Genomic DNA, 22,527 nt, shown 5'->3' on the forward strand with positions numbered 1-22,527 from the left:
CGCCTTCCACGCGGCGGTCAGTGGCGGTGGTCGGATCGGTAGGGGGTTGGTCATGAACCGCAAGGAACATGGACCGTGTTAGAGTGTGATCGGCCACCGTCTTCGCTCAAGGCCTGAACGGATACGCAGCAGCTTTTGGGCTCTGCATGACAAGCATAGGACACGCGAAGATGATGAATGATAGCATCGGTATCGATATTTCAAAAGGCCGTCTCGACGCCTTTCGCCTGAGTGACAGGGCGCATCGGGCTTTCGCCAACACACAGGCAGGCTTTGACGACCTGCGGCGATGGCTTGGCGATAGCCCGATCAGCCGGATTGTCTATGAGGCTACCGGTCCTTATCACGGCGCCTTTGAATGCGCGCTCGCTTCTGATCTTCCGCTCGTCAAGGTCAACCCGCTGCAGGCGCGACGGTTTGCCCAGGCACGCGGCAGCCGCGCCAAGACCGATCGCGTCGATGCGCGCATGCTGGCGCTGATGGGGGATGCATTTGACCTTCAGCCAGACCCGCCAGTGGAGGAAACCGATCATGAACTCAAGGAGTTGCAGATCGAGCGCACCGCTCTCGTCAGGGACCGCACACGGCTGCTCAACCGCATCAAGACGCAAACGCTTTCCCTGACGAAGCGGCACTCAAAGGCGCGCATCGCCCAGATCGAGCGCCAGCTCGCGGCAATCCAGGACGAGATCGAAACGCGCCTGCGCGCGGATGACGGCAAGGCGAGAAAGCGCGACATCCTCACCTCCATCCCCGGCATCGGTCCGGTGACGGCGTCAACGATCCTGATCGAATGCCCCGAGATCGGCATGCTTGGCCGAAAGCAGATCGCCAGCCTTGCGGGTTTGGCGCCCATGACCCGACAATCGGGCCAATGGCGCGGCAAGGCCTTCATTCAGGGTGGACGAAAGTTCCTGCGCGACGCCCTCTATATGCCCGCCCTCGTCGCCATGCGCTTCAACACGCAGATGAGGGCAAAATACGAGGCGCTGAAAGGCGCCGGAAAACCCGCCAAAGTCGCCCTGACAGCAATCATGCGAAAGCTTATCGAACTGGCAAACGCACTCATCCGCGACGACAGAAAATGGGCGCAAATGAGGGCTTGAGCAAAACGGATACTCTAACCTTTTGTCTTTACGCGCGTCCGGACGGAAAACCGGTCTCCACTTTTCCTGGAAACGCTAGCGCATCGGCCCGAAAATCGGAATCGATTTTCGGAAAGCACGATGCGTAGATAAAATAGGTTAGAGCGTCCTTTGTGCGTCCGAATGGACGCACGGCGCTCTAGGCATATCCAAACAGGCGCGGGAAATACATGGTCAGCGCCGGCAGGTAGGTGATCAGCAGCAGGACCACGAGTTCGGCGGCGATGAACGGCAGGATGGCCCGACTTATGCGTGACAGGCTGACCTTTGACACCCCGCAGGCGGCAAACAGCACAAGGCCGAAGGGCGGCGTTGCCAATCCTATCGTCAGATTGGTGCAGGTGATCAGGCCGAAATGGATCGGATCGACTCCATACGTGTAGGCGATCGGCGCCAGCAGCGGTCCCAGGACAATGATCGCGAAGCCCATGTCCAGGAACATGCCGATGACCAGATAGATGACATTGACCAGCAGCAGGAAGACCAGCTTGTTCTCCGTCAGCGACACGAAGGCGATCGTCACATGCTCGACCAGATTGAAATAGGTCACCAGCCAGCTGAAGGTCTTGGCGCAGGCCATCAGGAACATGATCATCGCCGTGGCCTTGGCGGTATGGGACAGGATCGGCACCAGATCCGACAGCTTGAGCTTGCGGTAAAACAGGAAGCCGACCGCCAGACCATACATGACCGCCACGGCGGATGCCTGTGTCGGGCTGAAGAAGCCGCCGAGAATGCCGCCCATGATGATCACCGGCAGGAGCAGGGCTGGAGCGCCCCGCACGAAGGCGAGGATCAACTGGACCACGCCGACGAATGGCGCGCGCTCGCCATACCCCTTGCGCACTGCGACGATATAGGCCGTCACCATCAGCGCCAGCGCCACCAGGATACCGGGCACCATGCCGCCGAGAAACAGGCCGGCAATCGACACGTTCATCACCGAGGCATAGATCAGCATCGGAATGCTCGGAGGGATGATCGGGCCGATGACGGAGCTGGCCGCCGTCACGGCGGCGCTGTAGTCCTCGCCATAGCCGTTCTTCTTCATCGCCGGCACCATGATGCTGCCGACGGCGACGGTGTCGGAGACCGCAGACCCCGTAATTCCCGCAAAGAACATGCTGGAGACGATATTGGTGTGGGCCAGGCCGCCGCGAATCCAGCCCACCAGCGATGACGACAGCGTCATCAGCCGGTCGGTGATCCCGGCCCGGTTCATGATCTCGCCTGCCATGATGAAGAAGGGAATCGCCAGCAGCAGCATGTTCTCGGTGCTGGTGAACATGCGTTGCGGGATCTGCAGGAACAGACGCGGATCGCCGATATCGACATAGACGAAGATCGTCATCAGCACGAGACAGAGCGCGATCGGGACCCCGAGCAGAAGCATCGGGATGAAACTGCCAAAAATGATAGCAATCAAGGGTCAAACTCCGGCGGTTTGCGTGAGATCTGCCTTCTCGCGCGGATCGGGAAGCGCGGCGGCGACACTGAAAAGCCCCAGCAGCAGGCCGCCGACGGGAACCGAGAGGTAAAAGTAGAAAAGCGAGATATCGAGATAGAGCGAGGTCTGGTACTGACCCACGAACAGCGCCATCTTCCAGCCGAAATAGACCATGACAAAGACGACGACGAGCGTCAGGACGGCATATGCAACCCTTAAGACAGTCTGCAGGACAGGTCCGACCATCTCGTAGAGGATTTCAACGCCGATATGCCCGCCATGCCGCGCGATCACGCCGGCGCCGATGAAAACCGCCCAGGCGAAGAACAGGTTGCTGACCTCTTCCACCCAGACCGGCGAGTTTCCGACAAGCTGGTTGGCAATGATCTCGTAGGCCGTGATCACGAACAACAATCCGGTCAGCACGACCGCAACGGCCATGCAGACCTTTTCGAGACCATCGACGGCGATCTGATATCCGATGAGAAGCTTTTTCATTGAGTAGATCCCCTTGCCGCCGGAGCCGCGCGCGGATTGCGGCAGCCCCACTCAGGCCCGCTCCCGCAATCCGCGCGCAGGGACGGCGACGCCGCTATCGGTCAGGTGGTCCTGATCGTTGTCGTCGCGGCGTCGCAAGTCCTGCCCTAGCCGGCAAACTCAGCGCTGGCTTTCAGCTTCCTTGGTCGCGGCAAAGATGCGGTCGACCCATTCCTGCCCGTCATCGCCCATCTTGCGCAGGACCATATCGATGTAAGGCTGCTGCGCGAGTTCGCGGAATTCCGCAAGCTCGGCGGCGGTCGGGTAATAGAACACCGCGCCCTCGGCCTCCATCGCTTCCTGGATCACCAGCGAGCTGAGATAGGACTGGGCATTGCCCATGCGCGAGCAGAGATCGCCGGCTCTCAGCATCAGGGTCTGGTTTTCCGGCGACAGCGACTGGAAAAACGCCTCGTTGATCAGGATCGGATGAAGGTTGTAGCTGTGCCGGGTCATGGCGACATAGGGGTTCACCTCATAGAGCTTCGAGGCATACATCGAATAAAGCTCGGTATCGTGCCCTTCCGCCATGCCCGACTGCAGCGCGGTATAGAGCTCGCTCCAGCCGATCGTCACCGTATTGGCGTCCCAGGCGCGGAACATGGCCAGAAGTCCCGGGTTTTCGGGGACCCGCATCTTCATGCCCTTCATGTCGGCGACGCTGTGAATCGGTTTCTCGGAATAGATGTTGCGGAAACCCGCCCCTTCCGGCCAGGCCAGAACCCGAAGACCGGTCTTCTCCAGGAAACCCTCGGCGAGCGCATCCCCAAGCGGACCTTCCATCACCTGCCAGGCCGTGAGACTGTCGGGAAACACATAGGGGATCTGGGTGATTGCGATTTCCGGCATGAAGGGAACCATGATCGACGTATAAACGCCGGCCATCTGAATCACGCCGGTCTGTGCCGACTCGATCATCGAACGCGCATCGCCGAGCGAACTGTCGGGATAGGCCTCAAGGTCGAGCTGCCCATCGGAAGCAACGTTGAGATAGTCCTTCATCGCCGCAACACAGGCCGTGCGACCGGCGCCCGGCAGGTGCAGGTCCCCCTCCGAGCCATGCCCGATCTTGATGACGATCGGCTCGGCGCTCGCCGCGCCGGCAAGAGTGGTGACCGCCATCGAGAGACCGAAAGCGAAAGCTGCAAATTTCTTCATAAATTCCTCCCAGCCCCGTTTTCCTCCTCCTGGGAAGCGATCGACCAGGCTCTCCCACCACGCCGATCTGCCACCCGTGGCCTGGGACAACGGCCACTTTTGAAATTCTATTTCAAAAATGCGGAAATGTCGACAGGACTTACCCGTTTAAATGGTCCGGAACGCCGCGATTCCCGTTTTTTTGTCGCTTTTTTGAGTTCGGCAGCCGTCGGCATCGGAGGGATCGATCATCTCGGCCGCATGCATCACGCTCGGCAGATGCACATTCGTCAACCTGCTGGCCGGAAGCCTGCCGGCATTGGCGTCAACGCCGAGGATAGCGCTATCGCCGCGCAGGGGCGCGACGAGCGCATCCCCAACGGGATTGTGATTTCGCGTTGTTCTTCGAAGAGCTTGCAATGAGCCTTGCGGCCGACGCTCTGGTAAACGAGCGTTTCAGAGAATTCCGCGGGCGACGTGCTCTATTTCGCGGGCCACGTCCAGAAGCCGCGGCGCAAGATCGCGCACCAGCCGTTCAGTGGTGACGATTGAACGCAAGCCGCCGACATTGATCCCGTAGACCGGATATCCATCCGCCCGCCGCACAACGGCGCCGGCCGAGTTCGCCTCGACGATCCAGTCGCCATCACTCAGCGCAAAGCCGTTCTCCTGCGCAAAGGCGATCTGCGCCCGCGCCTTGGCTTCCACCGCCGGCCAGTTATCGCCGTAATCTCCCGAGACCGCACGCATCTGCGCCTCCCGTTCCTTTTCCGGCAGAGCCGCGAGAAAGGCCCTGCCCATGCCGGTGCAGATCATGGGAATGCGGGAGCCGACTCCTAGGCGGATCGCCATTGAAGCCTTCGTGCGGCAGGCTTCGATATAGATGATCTCATTGCCGTCGACCGTGCCAAGATAGACGCTGGCATTGGCATATTCGGCAAGCGACTGCATGTAGGGCCGCGCAATATCGCGAATCTCCATCTGCGCCATGACGTCATAACCGAGCGTGAGAACGGCCGGTCCCAGAGAGTAACGCCCGACTTCCTCATCATAATTGAGATAGCCAAGCTCCGTGAGCGTAAACGTCAGACGCGAGACGGTTGCCTTTGACAGGCCGACCCGCGCGGCGATCTCGGCGTTGCCGATCGGCCTGTTGTCAGGGCCGAATGCCCTGAGAACCGCCAGCCCGCGCGCAAGGCCGGAATTGATCCTGTAGTCTTTTGTGCCGCTGGAGGCAGGCAATGCTTGTCTTCTTCTGACCACGGCAGTTTCCATCCCGGAGAGGCTCGGAAAGTGAGACATAACCAGAAGAAAGTCCAAATGCAAACGTCGCAAAAACGGGACCGATTGCGCCACCGCGCAGCGCGGCGGGGTCCTGTCTACCTCCACCTGCGGCATCCCCACCTCAGCCTGCACTCGGCGACCAGGCTTCAGGCGCGCGCGGATGGATGTCGGTCACGACGTCCACAAGCGCGGGCCTGCGGGCCGCGATCGCGGCTTTCAGAACAGGCCCGAGATCCTCGGCCCGCTCCACGCGATAACCGTCGACCCCGAAAGTCTTGGCGAGCGCACAGAAATCCGTCGGACCGAACCGGTTGATCTCTTCGGGCGAGCCGGAACGTCCGTCGTAAAACGAGGCAACCTTCGGCGTGCCCTGCCCGAAACCGGAATTGTTGTTGATCACGGTGACGACCGGAATGTTCCAGCGCCGCTGGGTTTCGAGCTCGCTCAGGTGATAGTAGAACGCGCCGTCGCCCGAAAAGCAGACGACCGGCCTGTCCGGAGCGCCGCATTGCGCGCCAAGGGCTGCGGGAAAGGCCCAGCCGAGCGAACCGGCCGCCCTCAAATAGCTTTGACCGGCATGCGGCAGGTCAACCATCGTCGCGGTCCAGATGCCCGAATAGCCGGTATCGGCCACAAGAATGGCATTTTCCGGCAGGGCTTCCGAAATCTCGTGGCAGAGCCGCTCCACCCTGAGCGGCGCCGCGTCCGAACGGATCGCGGGCTCCATGCCGCGCCGCCATTCGGCGATTTCCGCCATCGCATGCGCGGCGAAATCCGCCCACGCCGCCCGCGGGGTCACTGCGGCGGCAATGTCTATTACCGCCTGGCGCGGGCAGCCCCAGACCGCCGTGACGCCGGCATAGTTGCGGCCGATTTCCTGGCCATCGAGATCGATCTGGATGATCGCCGTCCCCTGAGCCGGCACGGTGTAATTATTGGTCGGCTGGTCCCCGGCATGGCAGCCGATATAGATCACGAGGTCGGCCTCATGCACGAGCCGGTTTCCCGGCGGCGCGGAATAGGTGCCGACCGTGCCGATATGCAGCGGATGCGTCGTCGGCACGATGGTGCGTCCGCCAAGCGAGGTCGCCACCGGAATATTGCAGGCTTCGGCGAAGGCGCGGATTTCGGCATGGGCCTCGACCTGGATCGCCCCGGCGCCGACCACCATCACCGGCCGCTCGGCCTTTGCAAGCCGCGCCGCCGCCGCTTCGATCATCGCTCTCGATGCGACCGGGCGATGCGCGGGCAGCCGGCCAAGCGCCGGGTCGGGCAGAACGGGCGACGGCACCATGCCCTTTTCGATAATTTCCCCGCCAAGCCCGTTCAGGTCCAGATGGACGGGTCGCGGCGAACCGTCCGTTGCCATGCGAAAGGCCTGCGGCAGGAGATGCGGCAGCTCGCGCGCCTCGGTCACATCCATGCTGGCCTTGGTAACGGACTGGAACAACGGCGCATGCGGCACTTCCTGATAGGCGTTGCGGTAGCGCAGCATCGGCTCCTTGCGTCCGGTGAGCGCCACCACGGGCGCACGGTGCAGATAGGCGTCCTGAAGACCCGCGGCCAGGTTCGCCGCGCCCACCGATTGCGCCATGCAGACCCCGACGCGGTTGCTCGCCCGCGCATAGCCATCGGCCATATAGACGGCGGATTTTTCCGAATGCGCCAGAATGCGCTTGATGCCGAGCTCCTCCATCTCGACCAGCGTCGGGCGGAGGATCGCATCCATGAAGAAGACGTGGGTGACGCCGAGCGCCCCGAAGGATTCCGCGATGTAGCGCGCGCCGTTCATGGCGGCCTGACCGTTTTCCGACATATCGCTTATTTCCTCCATTTTTGAAAGCGCTTTCAAAAATGAGTGATTCCATATTATTTATTATAAATCAATACTAGTTTGACACATATGACAGACAATAAGTTTAAAATGAATTCGTTTGCAATTGATAGCGACGCCGCTAATATCGTCGCTGACGAACTGAAACGAACCGAAAGTACCAAGTCGTGCCGCGAAAGGACGATATGCAACTCGCCGGCAGGCGGGTGAGGATGGAAGAGGTCGCGCGGGTCGCCGGCGTCTCGCTTGCCACCGTATCGCGCGCGCTCAAGGCGCCCGAAACCGTCTCGAAAAAACGTCTCGCGCTGGTTCGCGAGGCGACGGAACGTCTGGGCTATGCCCCGAACAGGATTGCCGGCAGCCTGGCCGGCACAAGCTCGCCGCTGATCGGCGTGATCGTACCGAGCCTGACCAACGCGTTCTTCGCCGCAACGCTCGACCGGATGTCGGCCATTCTCGAGGAGGCCGGCTATCAGATGATGATCGGCCAGCATGACTATGACATCGAGCGCGAGGAACGGATCGTTGCCGCCTTTGCCAGCTGGAATCCGGCGGCGCTCGTGGTCACCGGCCGCGACCACACGCGCGGCACCGTCGCCATGCTGACCGGGGCGGCCTGCCCCGTGGTGGAAATGTGGGATCATGACGAGCGCCCGATCGACAGCGCGATCGGCTTTTCCAACCGCAGGGCAGGGCAACTGGCAGGGCGCCATTTCGCCGAACGCGGATTTGAAAAGGTCGCCTATGTCGGCGCGATCCTTTCCAGCGATCCTCGCGCGGCAGCGCGTGCCGAAGGATTTACAACGCGGTTCGCCGAAGATGGCAGACACAGCCCCCTGGTCATCACCGCGGCCGGTCGCGATATCGCCGAAGGCGGCATCGCGCTCAGGCAGGCTCTCGAACGGCAGCCCGACACCCGGGCAATCGCCTTCTCCGGCGACATGCTCGCCGTCGGCGCGATGTTCGAGGCGGCGCGCCTGGGGCTTCGCATCCCCGAGGATATGGCCGTTCTGGGCTATGGCGATCTCGATATCGCGGCCTGCACCAACCCGCCGCTGACGACAATCCGCCCACCGCATGAAAAGATCGGCAAGGCCGTGGCGGAGCATCTTCTGGACCGGATCGGACATGACGACGCGGAGCGGGAGAACCTCGACCTCGGCGTGGAACTGATCGTGCGCGCCACGACCTGACGAAGGTTGGAGAAAAGGGAGGGGAGGCCCGATGTCGATAGAAAAAGTTGCCGTGATCGGCGCCGGCACCATGGGCCATGCGCTGGCGCTGGTGCATACGCTGGGCGGATGCCGGGTGATGCTGCATGATGCCTCTGCCGAAGTGCTGGCAGGGGCGCCTGCCCTGATCGCCACGGCCAGCGACACGCTTTGCGAGGCCGGCACGATATCGACGTACGTGGCCGAGGCTGCGCGCAACCGCGTGCTCCGCGCAGACGCGATCGAACAAGCTGTCGCGAATGCCGATCTGATCGTCGAGGCCGTAGTGGAAAAGGCCGAGGTCAAACGCGCCGTTTTCGGGGAGATCGACCGCTTCGCCCCGGCTTCGGCCATCATCGCCTCCAATACCTCCTATCTCGATATCTTTCCCCTGATCCCGTCATCACGGCAGGAAAACGCGGCAATCGCGCACTGGTATTCGCCGCCCTATATCGTCGATCTGGTGGATATCGCGCCGGGTCCGTCGACCGCCCCTCGGATAATCGAGGCATTGCGCGCGCTCTACGCGGGTTTCGGCAAGGCGCCGCTGGTGTTTGACCGGCTGGTGCCCGGCTACATCGCCAACCGGCTGCAGGCGGCGCTCAATCTGGAATGCCTGCGCATGATCGATGAGGGGTGGGCGAGTGCTGCCGATATCGACTTTTCGATCCGGCACGGACTGGTCGATCGCCTGGCCCTGCTCGGCCATATGCGCAAGATGGATTACACCGGGCTTGAAATGATCCGCAACGGGCTTGCCGCGCGCACCTATCAGCCGCCGGAAAACACCGGACACAGCCCCTCCCTCGCCCGCCTCATCGAAGAGGGACGAACCGGCGTGCGCACCGGCAAGGGTTTCTACGACTATGGCGAAGAACCGGTGGAAGAACTGCTGCGAAGGCGCGATCTCGGCTTGCTGCGGCTGAAGGCAATGATTTCAGGGATCACGGGAGGACAGGAATGATCAAGGCCGATCTCAAGGGAAAACGCGCGCTGGTGACGGGCGGCGCCTCGGGCATCGGGCTGGCAACGGTGACGATGCTGGCCGAAATGGGCGCAAAGGTTGCAATCAACCATCTGGAAGGTGACCCGGCGGGCCCGGAGAAGGTCGCCGAGTTGCAGGCGCAGGGGCTGGACGTGGTCGCGGCGCCCGGCAATATCTCGATCCCCGGCAATGCCGAAGCCATGGTCGAAACCGCCATTGAGACCATGGGCGGGCTCGACTATCTCGTCAACAATGCCGGCACATCCGGCACCAGGGACAAGATTCCGCCCTCCGATCTGGACAGGATGACGGAGGATTTCTGGCAGCTCTTGCTCGGCACAAACCTGATCGGCCCGTTCCGCTGCGCCCATGCCGCCGCGCCCGCTCTGAAGCAGAGCCGCGGCGCGATCGTCAACATGGCGTCGATCGCCGGCATCGGCCAGCAGGGCAGTTCCATCGCCTATGCCGCCAGCAAGTCCGGACTGGTCAGCCTGACCCGGAGCCTTGCGCGCGGCCTTGCGCCGGAGGTGCGGGTCAACGCGGTCGCCCCCGGCCAGACCCGCACCCCCTGGACCGACGACTGGCCGGAGGAGCGCAAGCAATGGGCCCGCGATCTCGCCGTCTTGAAGCGCCGCTCGGAGCCGGAAGATATCGCCGAAGCCGTACTCTATCTCTGCGCCGGGGCCAGCATGGTGACCGGTCATGTTCTGGTGGTCGATGGCGGCATGACGCTGTAGCGAAAACGCGGTCAGGCGATATCGCCTGACCGCGGAACGCGCCGCAACCGCTTATACCGAGGACAAATGATTAGGCCGCCTTGGCAAAGCGCTTGAGATGCGCCGCCCTGCTTCCGCCGGTCTGGGTGAGGACCAGAAGGCGCTTGACCATGTGGCCGACGGCAAGCTCGTCGGAAACGCCCATGCCGCCGTGAAGCTGGACGGCATCGCGGAGCACCGCGCGGGCCGCATCCGAAATCTTCACCCGCGCGGCCGAGACCAGTCTGGCGCGGAACGCGGCGTCTTCGCTTTCCATCGCCTCGGCGGCCAGCAGAACCATGGAGCGGGCCTCCTCGCAGGCGATGAACATGTCGGCCATCTTGTGCTGCACCACCTGGAACTTGCCGATCGGGCGACCGAACTGCTCGCGCATCTGGACATAGTCCAGCGTTGCCGTGTGCAGGGCGTCGATCACGCCTGAGGTTTCGGCAAGCACACCTAAAAGCGCAAGATCGGCGCCAAACTCCAATGCCGCGTCGCAGCCGGAGATCGCCTCGGCCGCCGGCAGCGTCACATCGTCAAGAAACACCTGCGCGGCGGCCTGGCCATCGACAAGCCGGCATGGCGTCACCGCCACGTCTGCGGCAGCAACGCGCGCCAGAAGGCGCGATCCGTCCAGTTCCGCAACGACCCAGAAGGCGTCTGCGGCGGCGGCTCCGATCACGGCGGGAGAAGTGCCGGAAAGGACAAGGCGATCGCCCTCCCGCCGTGCCGGAACCGGTGCGCCATCCCGCCCCGCGACGACGACCTCGATCGTCTCGCCGGCAAGAAGCGGCGCAAGTCTTTCGGCCGCGTCACCGGGCGAAAGCGCGCGGGCCAGCATGGCGGCGCAGCCGAGGCTGACGGCGCCGACGGGCTCCAGGACCAGGCCTGCGCCCAGCACCTCCATCATCGGCACGATCTGCGCCGGCGTCAGGCCCAGGCCGCCGGCTTCCTCCGGCACGCAGGCCGCGAGCCAGCCGAGCTCGGCCATTTCGGCCCAGTGCCGCGGCACATCGCCCGGCGCGGCCGAAAGGGCCTTTGCCCTCTGCTCCAGCGCGTAATTGTCGGCAACGAAGCGCTCCGCCGTATCCTTCAGCAGCAGCGCCTCTTCCGTCGGAAGTTCAAAACGTATCATGCGGCATCTCCCTCAAAGTCCCAGGACCTGGTCAGCCAGGATGCTGCGCTGAATTTCGTTGCTGCCGCCATAGATCGACAGTTTTCGCCAGTTCAGGAACTGATAGGCGACATTGGCGAACAGGGCGTCGGCACAGTCGCCAGCGCTTTCCGGCAGTGCGGCGGGGCCGGCGATATCCAGCATCAGTTCGGTCAACCCCTGCTGCACTTCGGTTCCCCTCACCTTCAGAAGCGAGGTTTCCGCGCCCAGCGTGCGGCCCGCCTCGGCAGCGGCCAGAAGGCGCAGCGTGGTGGCCTCGATCGCCATGATATCGATCTCGAAGGAGGCAAGCCTTGCGGAAATCTCCGGATCGTCGCTGAGGCCGACAGCGTCTGCCATCTCCCGCACGCGCGAAAGAAGATGTTTCGAACGCCCGACGCCGCCGATGCCCAGCCGTTCGTGCTCAAGCAACGCCTTGGCATAGGTCCAGCCCTTGTTGATCTCGCCGACGACCAGATCGTCGGGCACGAAGACATTGTCGAGGAAGATTTCGTTGACCTCTTCGGTCCCGTCCATCAGTCTGATCGGGCGACGCGATACGCCGGTTGCCGCCATGTCGATCAGCATCATCGAAATGCCCTGCTGCTTCTTGACCTCGGGATCGGTGCGCACGAGGCAGAAGATCCAGTTGGCATATTGCGCATAGGTCGTCCACGTCTTGGAGCCGGAAACCAGCCAGCCGCCGTCAGTCCTGACGGCGCGGGTGCGCAGCGAGGCGAGATCGGAACCGGCCCCCGGCTCGCTGAAGCCCTGACACCACCAGTCCTCGCACGACAGGATGCGGGGCAGGAAACGCTGCTGCTGCTCGGCGCTGCCGAAGCGGATCAGGATCGGGCCGATCATCTTCAGCCCGAAACCCGGCAGCGGCGGCGTGTTAAGCCGGAACATCTCTTCATCGGCAATCAGCCGCTGCCGCGCCGTCCAGCCGGGACCGCCATGTTCTGCCGGCCAACCCGGAGCCACCCAGCCCTTGCGGTGCATGCTCTCGTGCCAGCGCACGAAATCCTCGCGCGCAAGCGGGCTGCCGCGCGATACCTTGGCCTTGGTCGAGGGATCGAGTTCGGCCGCGACGAAAGCGCGGATCTCGGCGCGAAACGCGCTGTCCTCGGGTGCGTTGAGAAGATCGGTCACGCCTCATCCTCCGGTTTGACAATCAGCGCATCGACGGCAACGCAGCCCTCGCCTTCGGGCAGGACGAGAACCGGGTTGATATCGATGCTTTCAATGGCGTCCTGGTGGGCGACAGACAGGGCGGAAAGCCGCATGATCGCGTCCTCCAGCGCCGCGCGATCGGCTACAGGGGACCCGCGATAACCGGCAAGCAGCCGGCCAAGACGGGTTTCGTCGATCATCTCGGCAACGTCAGCGCGGGCAAGCGGGGCGCGGCGCAGCGCCACATCGTTCAGCAGTTCGGTCATCACCCCGCCGACGCCGACGAGGATCATGGGCCCGAAATCGGGATCGTTCTGCATGCCGAGAATAACCTCGACGCCGCCGCCGATCATTTTCTGCACCAGGCATGGGGCCGGCTTGCCGTTCAGCGTGTGGCCGGCAAGCTTTTCGGCAAGGTCGGCATAGGCACGGCGCACGGCATCACCATCGCCGAGCTTCAGGTGCACCAGCCCGGCATCGCTCTTGTGTTCCATGCCGTCGGCCAGCCCCTTGAGCACGACCGGATAGCCGATCGCCTCGGCGGCGCGCAGCGCTTCCGCCTCGCTCCCCGCCAGGATGTCGCCGACCATCGGCAGGCCGTAGGCAAGAAGCGCCTGCTTGGCGACATCCTCGGCCATCGTCCGCCCGCCGCCGGCAAGCAAGGCGTCGACGCGCGCGCCTGCATCCGCAGGAATTTGCGGTCCCACGCCTTCATCTGCCGGGCGTTTCGCGCGCTTGTGATAATCGACAAACCGTTTCAGCGCCTTCAGCATTGGCTGGCTGCCGCGATAGATCGGCAGCCTTCCGTCGCGGGCAAGCTGTTCGTAGCCCGCTTCCACCACCTTGCCGCCGTCATAGACGACGATGACCGGCTTCTCCGCCGTCTCGCTCAGTTCCAGCACCGGGCCGATCAACCGGCCGCGCCAGTTCTCTCGCACCTGATGGATAAACACGACGAGAATATCCGTATTCTCATCCTCGAGGGCGATCTTCAGGCTCTGGCCCCAGCGTTCGGGGTGATTGTTGACATTGCCCGAGAGGTCAAGCGGATTGACCGGCGGGGTGAAATCGAGAAGCGGGCGCAGGCCCTCGACGGTCTTTTCGGTAAAATCCGCCATCGGCAGGTCGAGCGCCTCGCACTGGTCCGCCATGACCCCGCTCCAGCCGCCGGAAAAGGTCACCACGGCGATGCGCTCGCCGCGCGGCGGCGGGCATTTTTCGAAGAGCGCCGCCGCCTCCGCCAGTTCCATCGGGTCATCGACGGAAACGACATTGTTCTGGCGAAACACGGCCTCATAGGTGCGAAACGCGCCGGCCATCTTGCCGGTATGGGCAAGGGCCGTGCGCGCGGCGCGCTTGCTGCGGCCAAGCTTCAGCACGATCAGCGGCTTGTCGACGGCTTGCGCCTTCCTTGCCAGCTCTAGAAAACGCGATGGCGTGCGCAACCCTTCGAGAGTCATGCAGACCGAGGCAATTTCCGGATCATCGAGCGCCCAGCTCGCATAGTCCGTCGCCTCGACATTGAGCTCATTGCCGGTGGAGACGAGATAGCGCATGCGCACGCCCTGGTCATGGGCGCGCGCCAGAAGCACCATCAAAAGCTGACCGCTCTGGGAAATCAGCGCCGTGCGGCCGGCTGACATATCCTCGGGAAAGGTCGCCGCCGTCAGCCCCATGAAGCCGCTTTCGAGATTGGCAAGGCCAAGGCAGTTCGGCCCGCAGATGGCGATACGGTTGCGGTTGGCGATCTCGCGCAGGGTCTCTTCCATGGCGCGCCCCTCCTCGCCGGTCTCCGAAAAGCCCGATGCGAGAATGACGGCGCCGCGCACGCCCTTCCTGCCGCAATCCTCCAGAATGGCCGGCAGCAGCTTCTGCGGCACGAAGATGAGGACGGCATCGACAGGCTCGGGGATGGCCGAGACGGACGGATAGCATTTGAGATCGTTCAGCGTGTCATATTTGGGATTGACCGGGAAGATGCGCCCCGCAAAGCCGAGCCGGCGCAGCACCGGGACCGCCATGCCGCTCCAGCCGTCACTCCTGTTGCTCGCGCCGACAACGGCGACGCTTTTCGGGTTCATCAGCCCCGAGAGCTGAGCGAAGATGCCCTCGCCTGCCGCGGCCTCCTGACCGGCCTCCGAACCGGACGCAGCATTGTTAAACATACCATTCCTCCCTTGGTCTCCCCGGCCGGACTATTCCCGAAACGCTTCCAAGGGTCAACATGTTTTTTGGAACATATGTCTGCAATGCAGACACTCATAAATATCTACTCGGAATAACGCCGCCGCAAGCGCCCCTCGATGACACGCGCCGAATTCATCAGTGCCGCAGCGTAATCGGCACCCACCTTCTCGGGCGTGAGCGCGGATGAAAGCCCGGAAATCGACAGGAGAAGCGGATCGCCATCCTCGGCAAAACGGATCGTCGTGGCAGCCGCATTCAGCTCCGGCCACCAGCAGCCGAACGAGGTCACATAGCCCTCGGATCGATACCGTTCCACCTCGGTAGCCAGAAGCGGCGCCTGCGCATCATAAAGCGCAGGGTCGGCCACCTTTAGCTGCCGTAGCATCGCCGCGCGGCGCGGCTCGGACAGCGCGGAAAGATAGGCCCTTCCGATTGCGGTCTGCAGCACCGGCACCAGAGCGCCGACATCCAGATTGAGCACGATCGCCTCTGGCCGCCGGGCCAGATCGAGATAGCGAATGCCGCCATCGCTCGCCACGCCAAGGGCAACGGAGAAGGGCCCAAGCTCGGAAAGCGCCTCCATCGACGGCCGCGCCAGTTCGTTGATGCCGGTGCTGACCAGCGCGGCCCGGCTGAGTTCGATAACGCGCGGCGCCAGGCTGTAGCCGGAGGAGCGCGCATGATGGACGAGATAGCCCAGCCTGTGCAGCGTATGCGTAAACCGGGCGACCGTGGAGCGCGGCAGGCCAGTCCGCTCGGCAAGCGCCTGATTGGTGAGCGCCCGGTCATCCGGCCGATAGGCCGTAATGACCCGCAGGCCGCGCTGCAGCGACGTCACGAAATGGCGGTCGCCGGCATTCTCATCCTCGGCATCGAACTCGGTCATCCCCGCTCCTTTTCAATATAACCAGAGAAGCTCTAGGCCCGAACCCACCCTCATGCAAGCCGCCGGACGCTCCTCGTCTTGCCAGAAGGGCCAAAGCTTGCTAACTATAATTTAAAATATATGCCTGCATTGCAGACGATACTGCATTTTTCCGAAACGGGGAAGAGCGTATCGCGGCAGGCGCGCATTCAGGGAGGAAAAGCGATGACGGCTCAATTGCCGGCTTCAGGGCCGGATCTCGAATTTCAGACCCATGTCGAGGATGGCCGGCTCTGGCTTCAGACATGCGAGGACTGCGACACGGCGATCTTCATGCCCCGCATCATCTGCCCCCATTGCGGTTCGCTCAGGCTGGCCTGGCATCCCGCCTCGGGGCTTGGAACCGTCTACTCCCGAACGGTCCTCTACGGCCGCCCGAAGCCCGGCGATACCCGCCCCACGCGCCATGCGCTCGTCCTTGTGGACCTGGACGAAGGCCCGCGCATGATGAGCCGCCTGCCCGATACGGATCCCGATGACATTGCTATCGGCCTGCGGGTGAAGGCGCGCGTCGAAGGCGAAGCCGGCGCCCATGTCATCGTTTTCGACCCCGCCGGGGAGGCAAACGCATGACCACGCGCTTACGCGGCAAAGCCGCCATTGTCGGCGTCGGAACGGCCGGACTGGGCGAAGCACCCGGTTTCAACGCCATGGATATCCAGGCGCTCGCCGTTCACGAGGCGCTGGAAGACGCCGGATTGAAACTGTCCGATGTCGACGGCCTGTTCACGGCCAATATGAGCCACACCTTTCCGGCAATCTCGACGATCGAATATCTGGGGCTGAAGCCGCGCTGGATCGACGGCACCAATACCGGCGGCTCCAGCTTCGTTGCCCATGCCCTGTCGGCCACCATGGCGCTTGAGGCCGGATTGTGCGACGTTGCGCTGATCTGCTACGGCGCGACCTTACGTTCGGATGCCGGTCGCATGACGCCGGCCGCCGAGCAGCCGACCTATGAGATCCCCCACAAGCCGCGCTATCCGATGACGGCCTATGCCATGGCGGCGGCCACTCATATGGCGCGTTTCGGCACCACGCGCGCGCAGCTTGCCGAGGTTGCCGTCGCCGCGCGCGCCTGGGCGCGGATGAACCCCGAGGCCTTCGAGCGCGATCCGCTGACGGTCGATGACGTGCTGTCGTCGCGCATGGTGATGGAGCCGCTCAGCCTGCGCGATTGCTGTCTTCTGACCGATGGCGCCGGCGCCGTGGTGATGACCCGCGCGGACCGGGCCCGCGACCTGCCCAAAAAACCCGTCTATTTCCTCGGCGGCGGCATCGCCTCCTATAACAGGGCCGTCTCCGAAATGCCGGACCTGACGACGACGGCCGCCCGCGATTCGGGCGAACGCGCCTTTGCCATGGCCGGGCTGAAGCCGAAGGACATGAACGTGCTCCAGCTCTATGATGCCTTCACCATCAACGTCATCCTGTTTCTGGAAGATCTCGGTTTCTGCCCCAAGGGCGAAGGCGGCGCCTTCGTGTCCGGCGGGCGCATAGCCCCCGGCGGCGAACTGCCGGTCAACACCAATGGCGGCGGGCTCTCCTTCTGCCATCCCGGCATGTACGGCGTGTTCACGCTGATCGAGGCCACGCGGCAATTGCGCGGCACGGCCAGCGAACGGCAGATCGCCGATGCCGAAACGGCGCTCTGCCACGGCAACGGGATCACCCTGTCGCACCAGGCGACGGCGATTTTCGGAACCGAGGCAACCCTTTGACGCGGAGATAAGACCATGACCAACACGCTGATCGAACAGGAAAAGCGCGGCGCGCTCGGCATCATCCGCATGAACCGCCCGCCGGTCAACGCGCTCGGATATGAACTGCGCAGCCAGATCGCCGGGGCCCATCGCGCTTTCGAGGGCGATCCGGACATCGCCGTCACCGTGCTCACCGCATCGGGCCGCGTCTTTTCCGGCGGCGCGGACATAACCGAGTTCAACACCGGCCGCAAGCATCCCTACCTGACCGAACTGATCACCATGCTGGAAGAGGGCAAAAAACCCGTCGTGGCGATCGTCAACGGCATCGCCTTCGGCGGCGGCTTCGAACTGGCGCTCGGCTGCGACTATATCTATGCCTTGCCGGCCGCGAAGTTCTCCTTCCCGGAAATCAAGCTCGGAAATATTCCAGGCGCCGGCGGCACGCAGAAGCTGCCGCGGCTTGCCGGCGGGCCGAAAGCGCTGGAGCTTATTCTCACCGGCAGGACGATCACGGCCGACGAAGCCGTGGCGCTCGGTGTCGCCGAAACCGTTTTCGAAAATGAGGCTGACGCGCTGACCCGCCTCGAAAAGGCCGTGGCCGAAGGCCTGCCGCGCCGCCGGGTCCGCGACCTTGTCATGAGCGGCTCGCCGGATGAACTTGACGCGGTTGCCGAAGGGCATCTGCGCCGCAGCCGGGGCGCGCCGGCGGAAAAGACCGCGCTCGAAGCCGTGCGCAAGGCCTATGACACGCCCATCGACGAGGCGCTTGCATGGGAACGCGATACATTCCAGATCCTCAACGCCACGCCGGAAGCGCGCGCCATGCGGCATCTGTTCTTCGCCGAACGCGAGGCGCGCAAGATTGCCGACCTGCCAAAGGATACGCCGCAGCGGACCGTCGCATCCGTCGGCGTCATCGGCGCCGGCACGATGGGCCGCAGCATCGCCATGTGTTTCGCCGATGCCGGCCTGCCGGTCACCCTCGTGGAAGAAGCCGAGGACCGGCTGGATGCGGGCCTTGCCGCCATCCGCAAGACCTATGAGGCATCACGCGACAAGGGCCGGATTTCCGATGCTGACGTAACCGTGCGGATGGCGCTGATTACGGGCACGATCGCGCTCGAAAGCCTTGCCTCCGTCGATCTCGCCATCGAGGCCGTATTCGAGTCCATGCCGGTGAAACGCGCCGTCTTTGCCGCGCTCGACAGGATCTGCAAGAAGGGCGCAATCCTTGCCACCAATACCTCCACGCTGGATGTCGACCACATAGCGGCCGCGACCGAGCGGCCGCAGGATGTCATCGGCCTGCATTTCTTCAGCCCGGCCCATATCATGAAGCTGCTGGAGGTCGTGCGGGCGGCAAAAACCGCGCCGGACGTGGTCGCGACAGCGATGGAGATCGGCCGGAAACTTGGAAAACACAGCGTTCTGGTTGGTGTTTGCGACGGCTTTGCCGGCAATCGCATGTTCATCAACTTCAACCGCGAGGCCCAGATTTTGATCGAGGAGGGCGCCCTGCCATGGCAGGTCGATGCGGTCATGACCCGCTGGGGTCTGGCCATGGGGCCATTGGCGGTGATGGATCTTGCCGGCCTTGATATCGGCTACCATATCCGCCAGGCGCGCGGTGCCCAGACCCCCTACCCCTTCACCACGGCAGACCGTCTTTTCGAGGTCGGTCGGCTCGGCCAGAAAACCGGCAAGGGCTGGTATCTCTACGAAGAGGGCGCGCGGCGCGGAACGCCCGACCCGGAGGTCGAGGCCCTGATCAAGGCGGTCTCAAGGGAAAAGGGGATAACACGGCGCGCGGTGAGCGATGACGAAATCCTGCGCCGATGCATGTGGCAGCTGGTCAATACCGGCTACCAGATCGTCGAGGAAGGCATCGCCCAGCGTGTCAGCGATCTCGATGTCATCTTCGTCAACGGCTATGGCTTTCCCCGCACGCGCGGCGGCCCGATGTGCTTTGCCCGCGAAACCGGACTTGCGCAGGTGGCGCGCGACGTCATCCGCTACCACGCCGAGATCGGCCCGCACTGGAAACCTTCAGCGCTGCTGCTCGATGAGGCGGGCATATCCCGGCGTGAGCCGGCGCGATCGCCCTGAATTTCCGTTCAGCGAAGAGGCGCTGCTGCAGAAGACGAAAGGCGCGGAACACGCCACCACGGGTTCCCGGCTTGCCATGCAGCAACCTCATCGCCGGCCCTTCGACACAAAACGGTAATATAAGTTTCAAGCGCCGGACACACGAGCCCCCTAGAAATTGCACGCGCGTGCAATGATGCATGCTGGAACGAATTGAAGGGGCTTCCCGTGAGCATACTCAAGACAACCAAAACCGCCCTTCTGGGCTCCGTACTGGCAATGGGCTTCGCTTCCGGCGCCCTGGCCGAAGATTATACCATCACCGTCTGGTCCGGCGGCACCGGCGAAACCGGCAGCTATCGCTGGGAAGCAATCCAGATGGCCGCGGACATTCTGGAGCGCGAATACGCGGTGACGGGCCAGGATGTGAGCATCACAGTCGAGCATCAGGAATGGACAGGCTGGGACGACTTCAAGCAGGCCGTTACCCTCGCCGCCGAGGCCGGCAATGCGCCCAACATTATCGTCTCCGGCCATGAGGACATCGGCCCCTGGTCGCGCTCGGGCCTGCTGCGCCCGGTCGAGGATTATGTCGATTTTGACGCCTGGCCGCTCAGCCAGATCTATCCGAACCTGATCGACATCGCCAGCTATGACGGCGTCGTCTGGGGCCTGCCGCAGGATGCGGAAGCCCGTCCGTTCTTCTTCTCCCGCGCGCATCTGGCGGAAATCGGCTATTCGCAAGAGGAGATTGATGCCCTGCCGCAGCGCGTTCAGGACGGCGAATATACGCTCTACGACATGCTCGACGATGCCAAGGCGATGCAGGACAAGGGCGTCGTCGCCGAACGCCGCGGCTTCATGCCGCGCGTCAACAACGGCACCGACTACTGGCAGTTCTATGTCAGCTTCGGCGGCGACATGGTCGATCCGGAAACCGGCAAGCTCGTGCTCGACCGACAGGCGCTCACCGACATGTACCAGTTCTTCGTCGACGCCGCCGATATGGGCGTGGTCTCCTCCACCCATCTGGGCACGACCTGGGACGACTGGCACCAGGCAGTTTCCAGCGATCAGGTCGGCATCTGGCACGGCGGCACCTGGCACAAGGCCGAATGGGAAGCCAAATGGGGTCTTGAAGACTTCTTCGGCGAGATCCAGTACAGCCTGATCCCCGCCGGCAACGAACGCGGCCGCGCCAACACGATCAGCCATCCGCTCGTCTACCTCCTCTCCACCACCGGCACCGATGATGATGCCGTCATCGCCTCCGAACTGATCACCATCGCCACGGAGCCGCGCATCGCCGCGCTTCATGCCGTCAAGTCCGGCAAGGTCGCAATCGGCTCGGAAGAGGCGAAGGTTCCGGTCTTTGCCAATGACCGGTGGAGCAGCATCGCCACCACCGAGCTTCTGCCCTATGCCACGGCGGTTCCGAACGACATCGACTTCGGCGTCGTCTGGAAGGCCATGTATGCCGGGCTCGAATCCTCGTGGACAGGCACGTCCTCGGTGGAGGATGCCGTCAACACTGTCGAAAGTGAAGTCACCGGCCAGCTCGGCGACGCGATCATCGTGCGCTGATTGACCCTGCCCCGGAGCCGCCCGCCGGCTCCGGGGCCCTTGCTTTCCTGACGGACCATAGACAATGAAAAACAGAGCCAATGGTTTGGGCCTTGTGCTGATGGCGCCGGCAGTATTGCTGCTCGTCGCCTTCTTCCTGCTGCCGGCAACACTGACCGGCATCTTCGCCTTCACCAATATGAGCACATCCACAGGCATTTCGGGCGGCGCCTATGTCGTCACCGAAACCGTCCTGCGCAAGCTTGAGGCTACCGACCTCGACCCGAAACTGCGTGCCGGCCTCGGCGAGAAAAGCTATGCGGTGAACGCCGAAACGCTCGCGGCTGCGACGTCGGCCGATATCGAACCCGGTTTTCTCGCGGAAATCGAGGACCGACTTTCAGGCAAAACCTATGCGGCCTCCTCCGCCTTCGAGGGCGATCTGAAGTCCCTGCCCTCGCGGCCGCGGCGCATCCGCGACCTGAAGCTTGCGGCCGAACCGTTCGAACGCTCGGTGATCAACACCCGCTATTCCGATCGCGGCCAGTTTGAGGCAGCGCTCCAGACCTTCCTGCCGGCGGCAACGAAGGCCGATCTCGAGACGATCGCGACGGCTTCCTACACCGGCTGGACCTGGACCAGGGACAATTTCATCGACCTCTTCACCCGCGCCGACACGCTGCGACTGGTCGCCAACACCGTATTCTACGTCTGCGCCACGCTCGCCTTCAACGTTTTCGTCGGCCTGTTTCTCGCTATCGCCGTCTTTTACCTGCCAAGTCGCGCCGGGGGCGTCTTCAACGTGCTCTGGCTGCTGCCGCGCATCACCCCGGTCGTGCTCTACGCCATCATGTGGAAATGGTTCACCTGGGAGAACGGCTTTCTCTATGTCGCCGCAGAGGACCTCGGGCTTCCCGCCTTCAACTACATGAAGGGTTCCGTGCCGACCGCCTGGGCGACGGTGATCCTCGTCAACGGCTTTGTCGGCGCCTCTTTCGGCATGATCCTGTTTTCCGGAGCGCTGAGGGCGATCCCCATCCAGCAGCTCTGGTCGAGCGAGGTCGACGGCGCAAACCGTTGGCAGCAGGTGACGCGGATCATCCTTCCACAGATGCGCTGGCCGATCCTGTTCGTCACCTCCTATCAGACGCTGTCTCTGCTTTCCTCCTACGAACTGATCTGGCTGACCACGAATGGCGGACCGGGAAGCACAACCACCGTCTGGTCTCTGGAAGCCTTCCACACCGCCCTCAACAACTATACCGGCAATCTGCAATACGGGCTCGGCGCGGCCATGGCGCTCATCCTCGTCATTGTCGGTCTCGTCCTCTCCATCCTCTATCTGCGCCTGTTCAGGTTCAACGAACTGGTCAGCAAACCGAAGATCGAGTTCTAGA

Annotated in this window: 19 protein-coding genes; 10 read left to right on the plus strand and 9 right to left on the minus strand. The window is 63.2% G+C overall.

The window, feature by feature from the left end; genetic code table 11:
• Positions 1-170 precede the first annotated feature (170 nt).
• Positions 171-1,106: an IS110 family transposase gene (locus tag AZF01_RS17460; protein ID WP_081725874.1), complete on the plus strand. Its 936-nt coding sequence runs from the start codon at positions 171-173 to the stop codon at positions 1,104-1,106.
• A gap of 178 nt (positions 1,107-1,284) precedes the next feature.
• On the opposite strand, the gene AZF01_RS17465 is transcribed toward AZF01_RS17460, so the two are convergent.
• From AZF01_RS17465 to AZF01_RS17475, 3 genes are all read right to left on the minus strand, one after another.
• Positions 1,285-2,571: a TRAP transporter large permease gene (locus AZF01_RS17465; protein WP_024706476.1), complete on the minus strand. Its 1,287-nt coding sequence runs from the start codon at positions 2,569-2,571 to the stop codon at positions 1,285-1,287.
• Positions 2,572-2,574: 3 nt separating this feature from the next.
• Entirely contained in the window at positions 2,575-3,090 is a 516-nt protein-coding gene (locus tag AZF01_RS17470; RefSeq protein WP_152534435.1) for a TRAP transporter small permease, read from the minus strand.
• 159 nt (positions 3,091-3,249) lie between these two features.
• Entirely contained in the window at positions 3,250-4,287 is a 1,038-nt protein-coding gene (locus AZF01_RS17475; protein WP_024706478.1) for a TRAP transporter substrate-binding protein, read from the minus strand.
• Positions 4,288-4,386: 99 nt separating this feature from the next.
• Between AZF01_RS17475 and AZF01_RS24090 the strand changes: the two genes are divergently transcribed.
• The gene (locus tag AZF01_RS24090) at positions 4,387-4,689 is read left to right on the plus strand and encodes a hypothetical protein (protein WP_152534436.1); all 303 of its coding nucleotides are present in this window, start codon (positions 4,387-4,389) and stop codon (positions 4,687-4,689) included.
• A gap of 33 nt (positions 4,690-4,722) precedes the next feature.
• Here the strand turns inward: AZF01_RS24090 and AZF01_RS17480 are convergent, their stop codons facing one another.
• Positions 4,723-5,508 carry an IclR family transcriptional regulator gene (locus AZF01_RS17480; protein ID WP_036235825.1) on the minus strand — a complete coding sequence of 262 codons (786 nt, stop codon included), beginning with the start codon at positions 5,506-5,508 and terminating at the stop codon, positions 4,723-4,725.
• Between the two features lie 163 nt (positions 5,509-5,671).
• Complete coding sequence (locus AZF01_RS17485; protein WP_036235830.1) at positions 5,672-7,366, minus strand: thiamine pyrophosphate-binding protein; 1,695 nt, start codon at positions 7,364-7,366, stop codon at positions 5,672-5,674.
• Between the two features lie 203 nt (positions 7,367-7,569).
• Between AZF01_RS17485 and AZF01_RS17490 the strand changes: the two genes are divergently transcribed.
• From AZF01_RS17490 to AZF01_RS17500, 3 genes are read left to right on the plus strand one after another with little or no spacing between them, the layout of a single operon-like run.
• Entirely contained in the window at positions 7,570-8,577 is a 1,008-nt protein-coding gene (locus tag AZF01_RS17490; protein WP_036235824.1) for a LacI family DNA-binding transcriptional regulator, read from the plus strand.
• 31 nt (positions 8,578-8,608) lie between these two features.
• Positions 8,609-9,559: a 3-hydroxyacyl-CoA dehydrogenase family protein gene (locus AZF01_RS17495; RefSeq protein WP_197489616.1), complete on the plus strand. Its 951-nt coding sequence runs from the start codon at positions 8,609-8,611 to the stop codon at positions 9,557-9,559.
• Positions 9,556-10,317 (plus strand): SDR family NAD(P)-dependent oxidoreductase, encoded by a 762-nt coding sequence (locus tag AZF01_RS17500; protein ID WP_024706483.1) that lies wholly within the window; start codon positions 9,556-9,558, stop codon positions 10,315-10,317. The genes AZF01_RS17495 and AZF01_RS17500 overlap by 4 nt, the downstream gene beginning before the upstream one ends.
• A 70-nt stretch (positions 10,318-10,387) precedes the next feature.
• Here the strand turns inward: AZF01_RS17500 and AZF01_RS17505 are convergent, their stop codons facing one another.
• From AZF01_RS17505 to AZF01_RS17520, 4 genes are all read right to left on the minus strand, one after another.
• Positions 10,388-11,473: an acyl-CoA dehydrogenase family protein gene (locus tag AZF01_RS17505; RefSeq protein WP_061449805.1), complete on the minus strand. Its 1,086-nt coding sequence runs from the start codon at positions 11,471-11,473 to the stop codon at positions 10,388-10,390.
• A gap of 12 nt (positions 11,474-11,485) precedes the next feature.
• Complete coding sequence (locus tag AZF01_RS17510; protein WP_024706408.1) at positions 11,486-12,643, minus strand: acyl-CoA dehydrogenase family protein; 1,158 nt, start codon at positions 12,641-12,643, stop codon at positions 11,486-11,488.
• On the minus strand, positions 12,640-14,829 hold the full coding sequence (locus AZF01_RS17515; RefSeq protein ID WP_024706409.1) for an acetate--CoA ligase family protein: 2,190 nt from the start codon (positions 14,827-14,829) through the stop codon (positions 12,640-12,642). The genes AZF01_RS17510 and AZF01_RS17515 overlap by 4 nt, the downstream gene beginning before the upstream one ends.
• Positions 14,830-14,933: 104 nt before the next feature.
• The gene (locus tag AZF01_RS17520) at positions 14,934-15,737 is read right to left on the minus strand and encodes an IclR family transcriptional regulator (RefSeq protein ID WP_024706410.1); all 804 of its coding nucleotides are present in this window, start codon (positions 15,735-15,737) and stop codon (positions 14,934-14,936) included.
• A 204-nt stretch (positions 15,738-15,941) separates the two neighbouring features.
• Between AZF01_RS17520 and AZF01_RS17525 the strand changes: the two genes are divergently transcribed.
• From AZF01_RS17525 to AZF01_RS17545, 5 genes are all read left to right on the plus strand, one after another.
• Positions 15,942-16,349 (plus strand): Zn-ribbon domain-containing OB-fold protein, encoded by a 408-nt coding sequence (locus AZF01_RS17525; protein ID WP_024706411.1) that lies wholly within the window; start codon positions 15,942-15,944, stop codon positions 16,347-16,349.
• Entirely contained in the window at positions 16,346-17,497 is a 1,152-nt protein-coding gene (locus AZF01_RS17530; protein ID WP_024706412.1) for an acetyl-CoA acetyltransferase, read from the plus strand. Before AZF01_RS17525 ends, AZF01_RS17530 begins: the two co-directional genes overlap by 4 nt.
• Positions 17,498-17,512: 15 nt before the next feature.
• Positions 17,513-19,588, plus strand: a complete 2,076-nt coding sequence (locus AZF01_RS17535; protein ID WP_024706413.1) for a 3-hydroxyacyl-CoA dehydrogenase NAD-binding domain-containing protein — start codon at positions 17,513-17,515, stop codon at positions 19,586-19,588.
• Between the two features lie 207 nt (positions 19,589-19,795).
• Positions 19,796-21,151, plus strand: coding sequence for an ABC transporter substrate-binding protein (locus tag AZF01_RS17540; protein ID WP_024706414.1), 1,356 nt, complete (start codon positions 19,796-19,798; stop codon positions 21,149-21,151).
• A gap of 64 nt (positions 21,152-21,215) precedes the next feature.
• Entirely contained in the window at positions 21,216-22,526 is a 1,311-nt protein-coding gene (locus AZF01_RS17545) for a carbohydrate ABC transporter permease (RefSeq protein WP_024706415.1), read from the plus strand.
• Position 22,527 lies beyond the last annotated feature (1 nt).

Source organism: Martelella sp. AD-3, assembly GCF_001578105.1.
GTDB lineage: Bacteria > Pseudomonadota > Alphaproteobacteria > Rhizobiales > Rhizobiaceae > Martelella.

What these genes read in the sequence shown, in the direction of transcription:
- AZF01_RS17505 (WP_061449805.1), bottom strand. Translation starts at nt 11,473, where the DNA reads ATGATACGTTTTGAACTTCCGACGGAAGAGGCGCTGCTGCTGAAGGAT.
- AZF01_RS17530 (WP_024706412.1), top strand. Translation starts at nt 16,346, where the DNA reads ATGACCACGCGCTTACGCGGCAAAGCCGCCATTGTCGGCGTCGGAACG.
- AZF01_RS17460 (WP_081725874.1), top strand. Translation starts at nt 171, where the DNA reads ATGATGAATGATAGCATCGGTATCGATATTTCAAAAGGCCGTCTCGAC.
- AZF01_RS17535 (WP_024706413.1), top strand. Translation starts at nt 17,513, where the DNA reads ATGACCAACACGCTGATCGAACAGGAAAAGCGCGGCGCGCTCGGCATC.
- AZF01_RS17500 (WP_024706483.1), top strand. Translation starts at nt 9,556, where the DNA reads ATGATCAAGGCCGATCTCAAGGGAAAACGCGCGCTGGTGACGGGCGGC.
- AZF01_RS17525 (WP_024706411.1), top strand. Translation starts at nt 15,942, where the DNA reads ATGACGGCTCAATTGCCGGCTTCAGGGCCGGATCTCGAATTTCAGACC.
- AZF01_RS17490 (WP_036235824.1), top strand. Translation starts at nt 7,570, where the DNA reads ATGCAACTCGCCGGCAGGCGGGTGAGGATGGAAGAGGTCGCGCGGGTC.
- AZF01_RS17495 (WP_197489616.1), top strand. Translation starts at nt 8,609, where the DNA reads ATGTCGATAGAAAAAGTTGCCGTGATCGGCGCCGGCACCATGGGCCAT.
- AZF01_RS17545 (WP_024706415.1), top strand. Translation starts at nt 21,216, where the DNA reads ATGAAAAACAGAGCCAATGGTTTGGGCCTTGTGCTGATGGCGCCGGCA.
- AZF01_RS17515 (WP_024706409.1), bottom strand. Translation starts at nt 14,829, where the DNA reads ATGTTTAACAATGCTGCGTCCGGTTCGGAGGCCGGTCAGGAGGCCGCG.
- AZF01_RS17485 (WP_036235830.1), bottom strand. Translation starts at nt 7,366, where the DNA reads ATGTCGGAAAACGGTCAGGCCGCCATGAACGGCGCGCGCTACATCGCG.
- AZF01_RS17520 (WP_024706410.1), bottom strand. Translation starts at nt 15,737, where the DNA reads ATGACCGAGTTCGATGCCGAGGATGAGAATGCCGGCGACCGCCATTTC.
- AZF01_RS17470 (WP_152534435.1), bottom strand. Translation starts at nt 3,090, where the DNA reads ATGAAAAAGCTTCTCATCGGATATCAGATCGCCGTCGATGGTCTCGAA.
- AZF01_RS17475 (WP_024706478.1), bottom strand. Translation starts at nt 4,287, where the DNA reads ATGAAGAAATTTGCAGCTTTCGCTTTCGGTCTCTCGATGGCGGTCACC.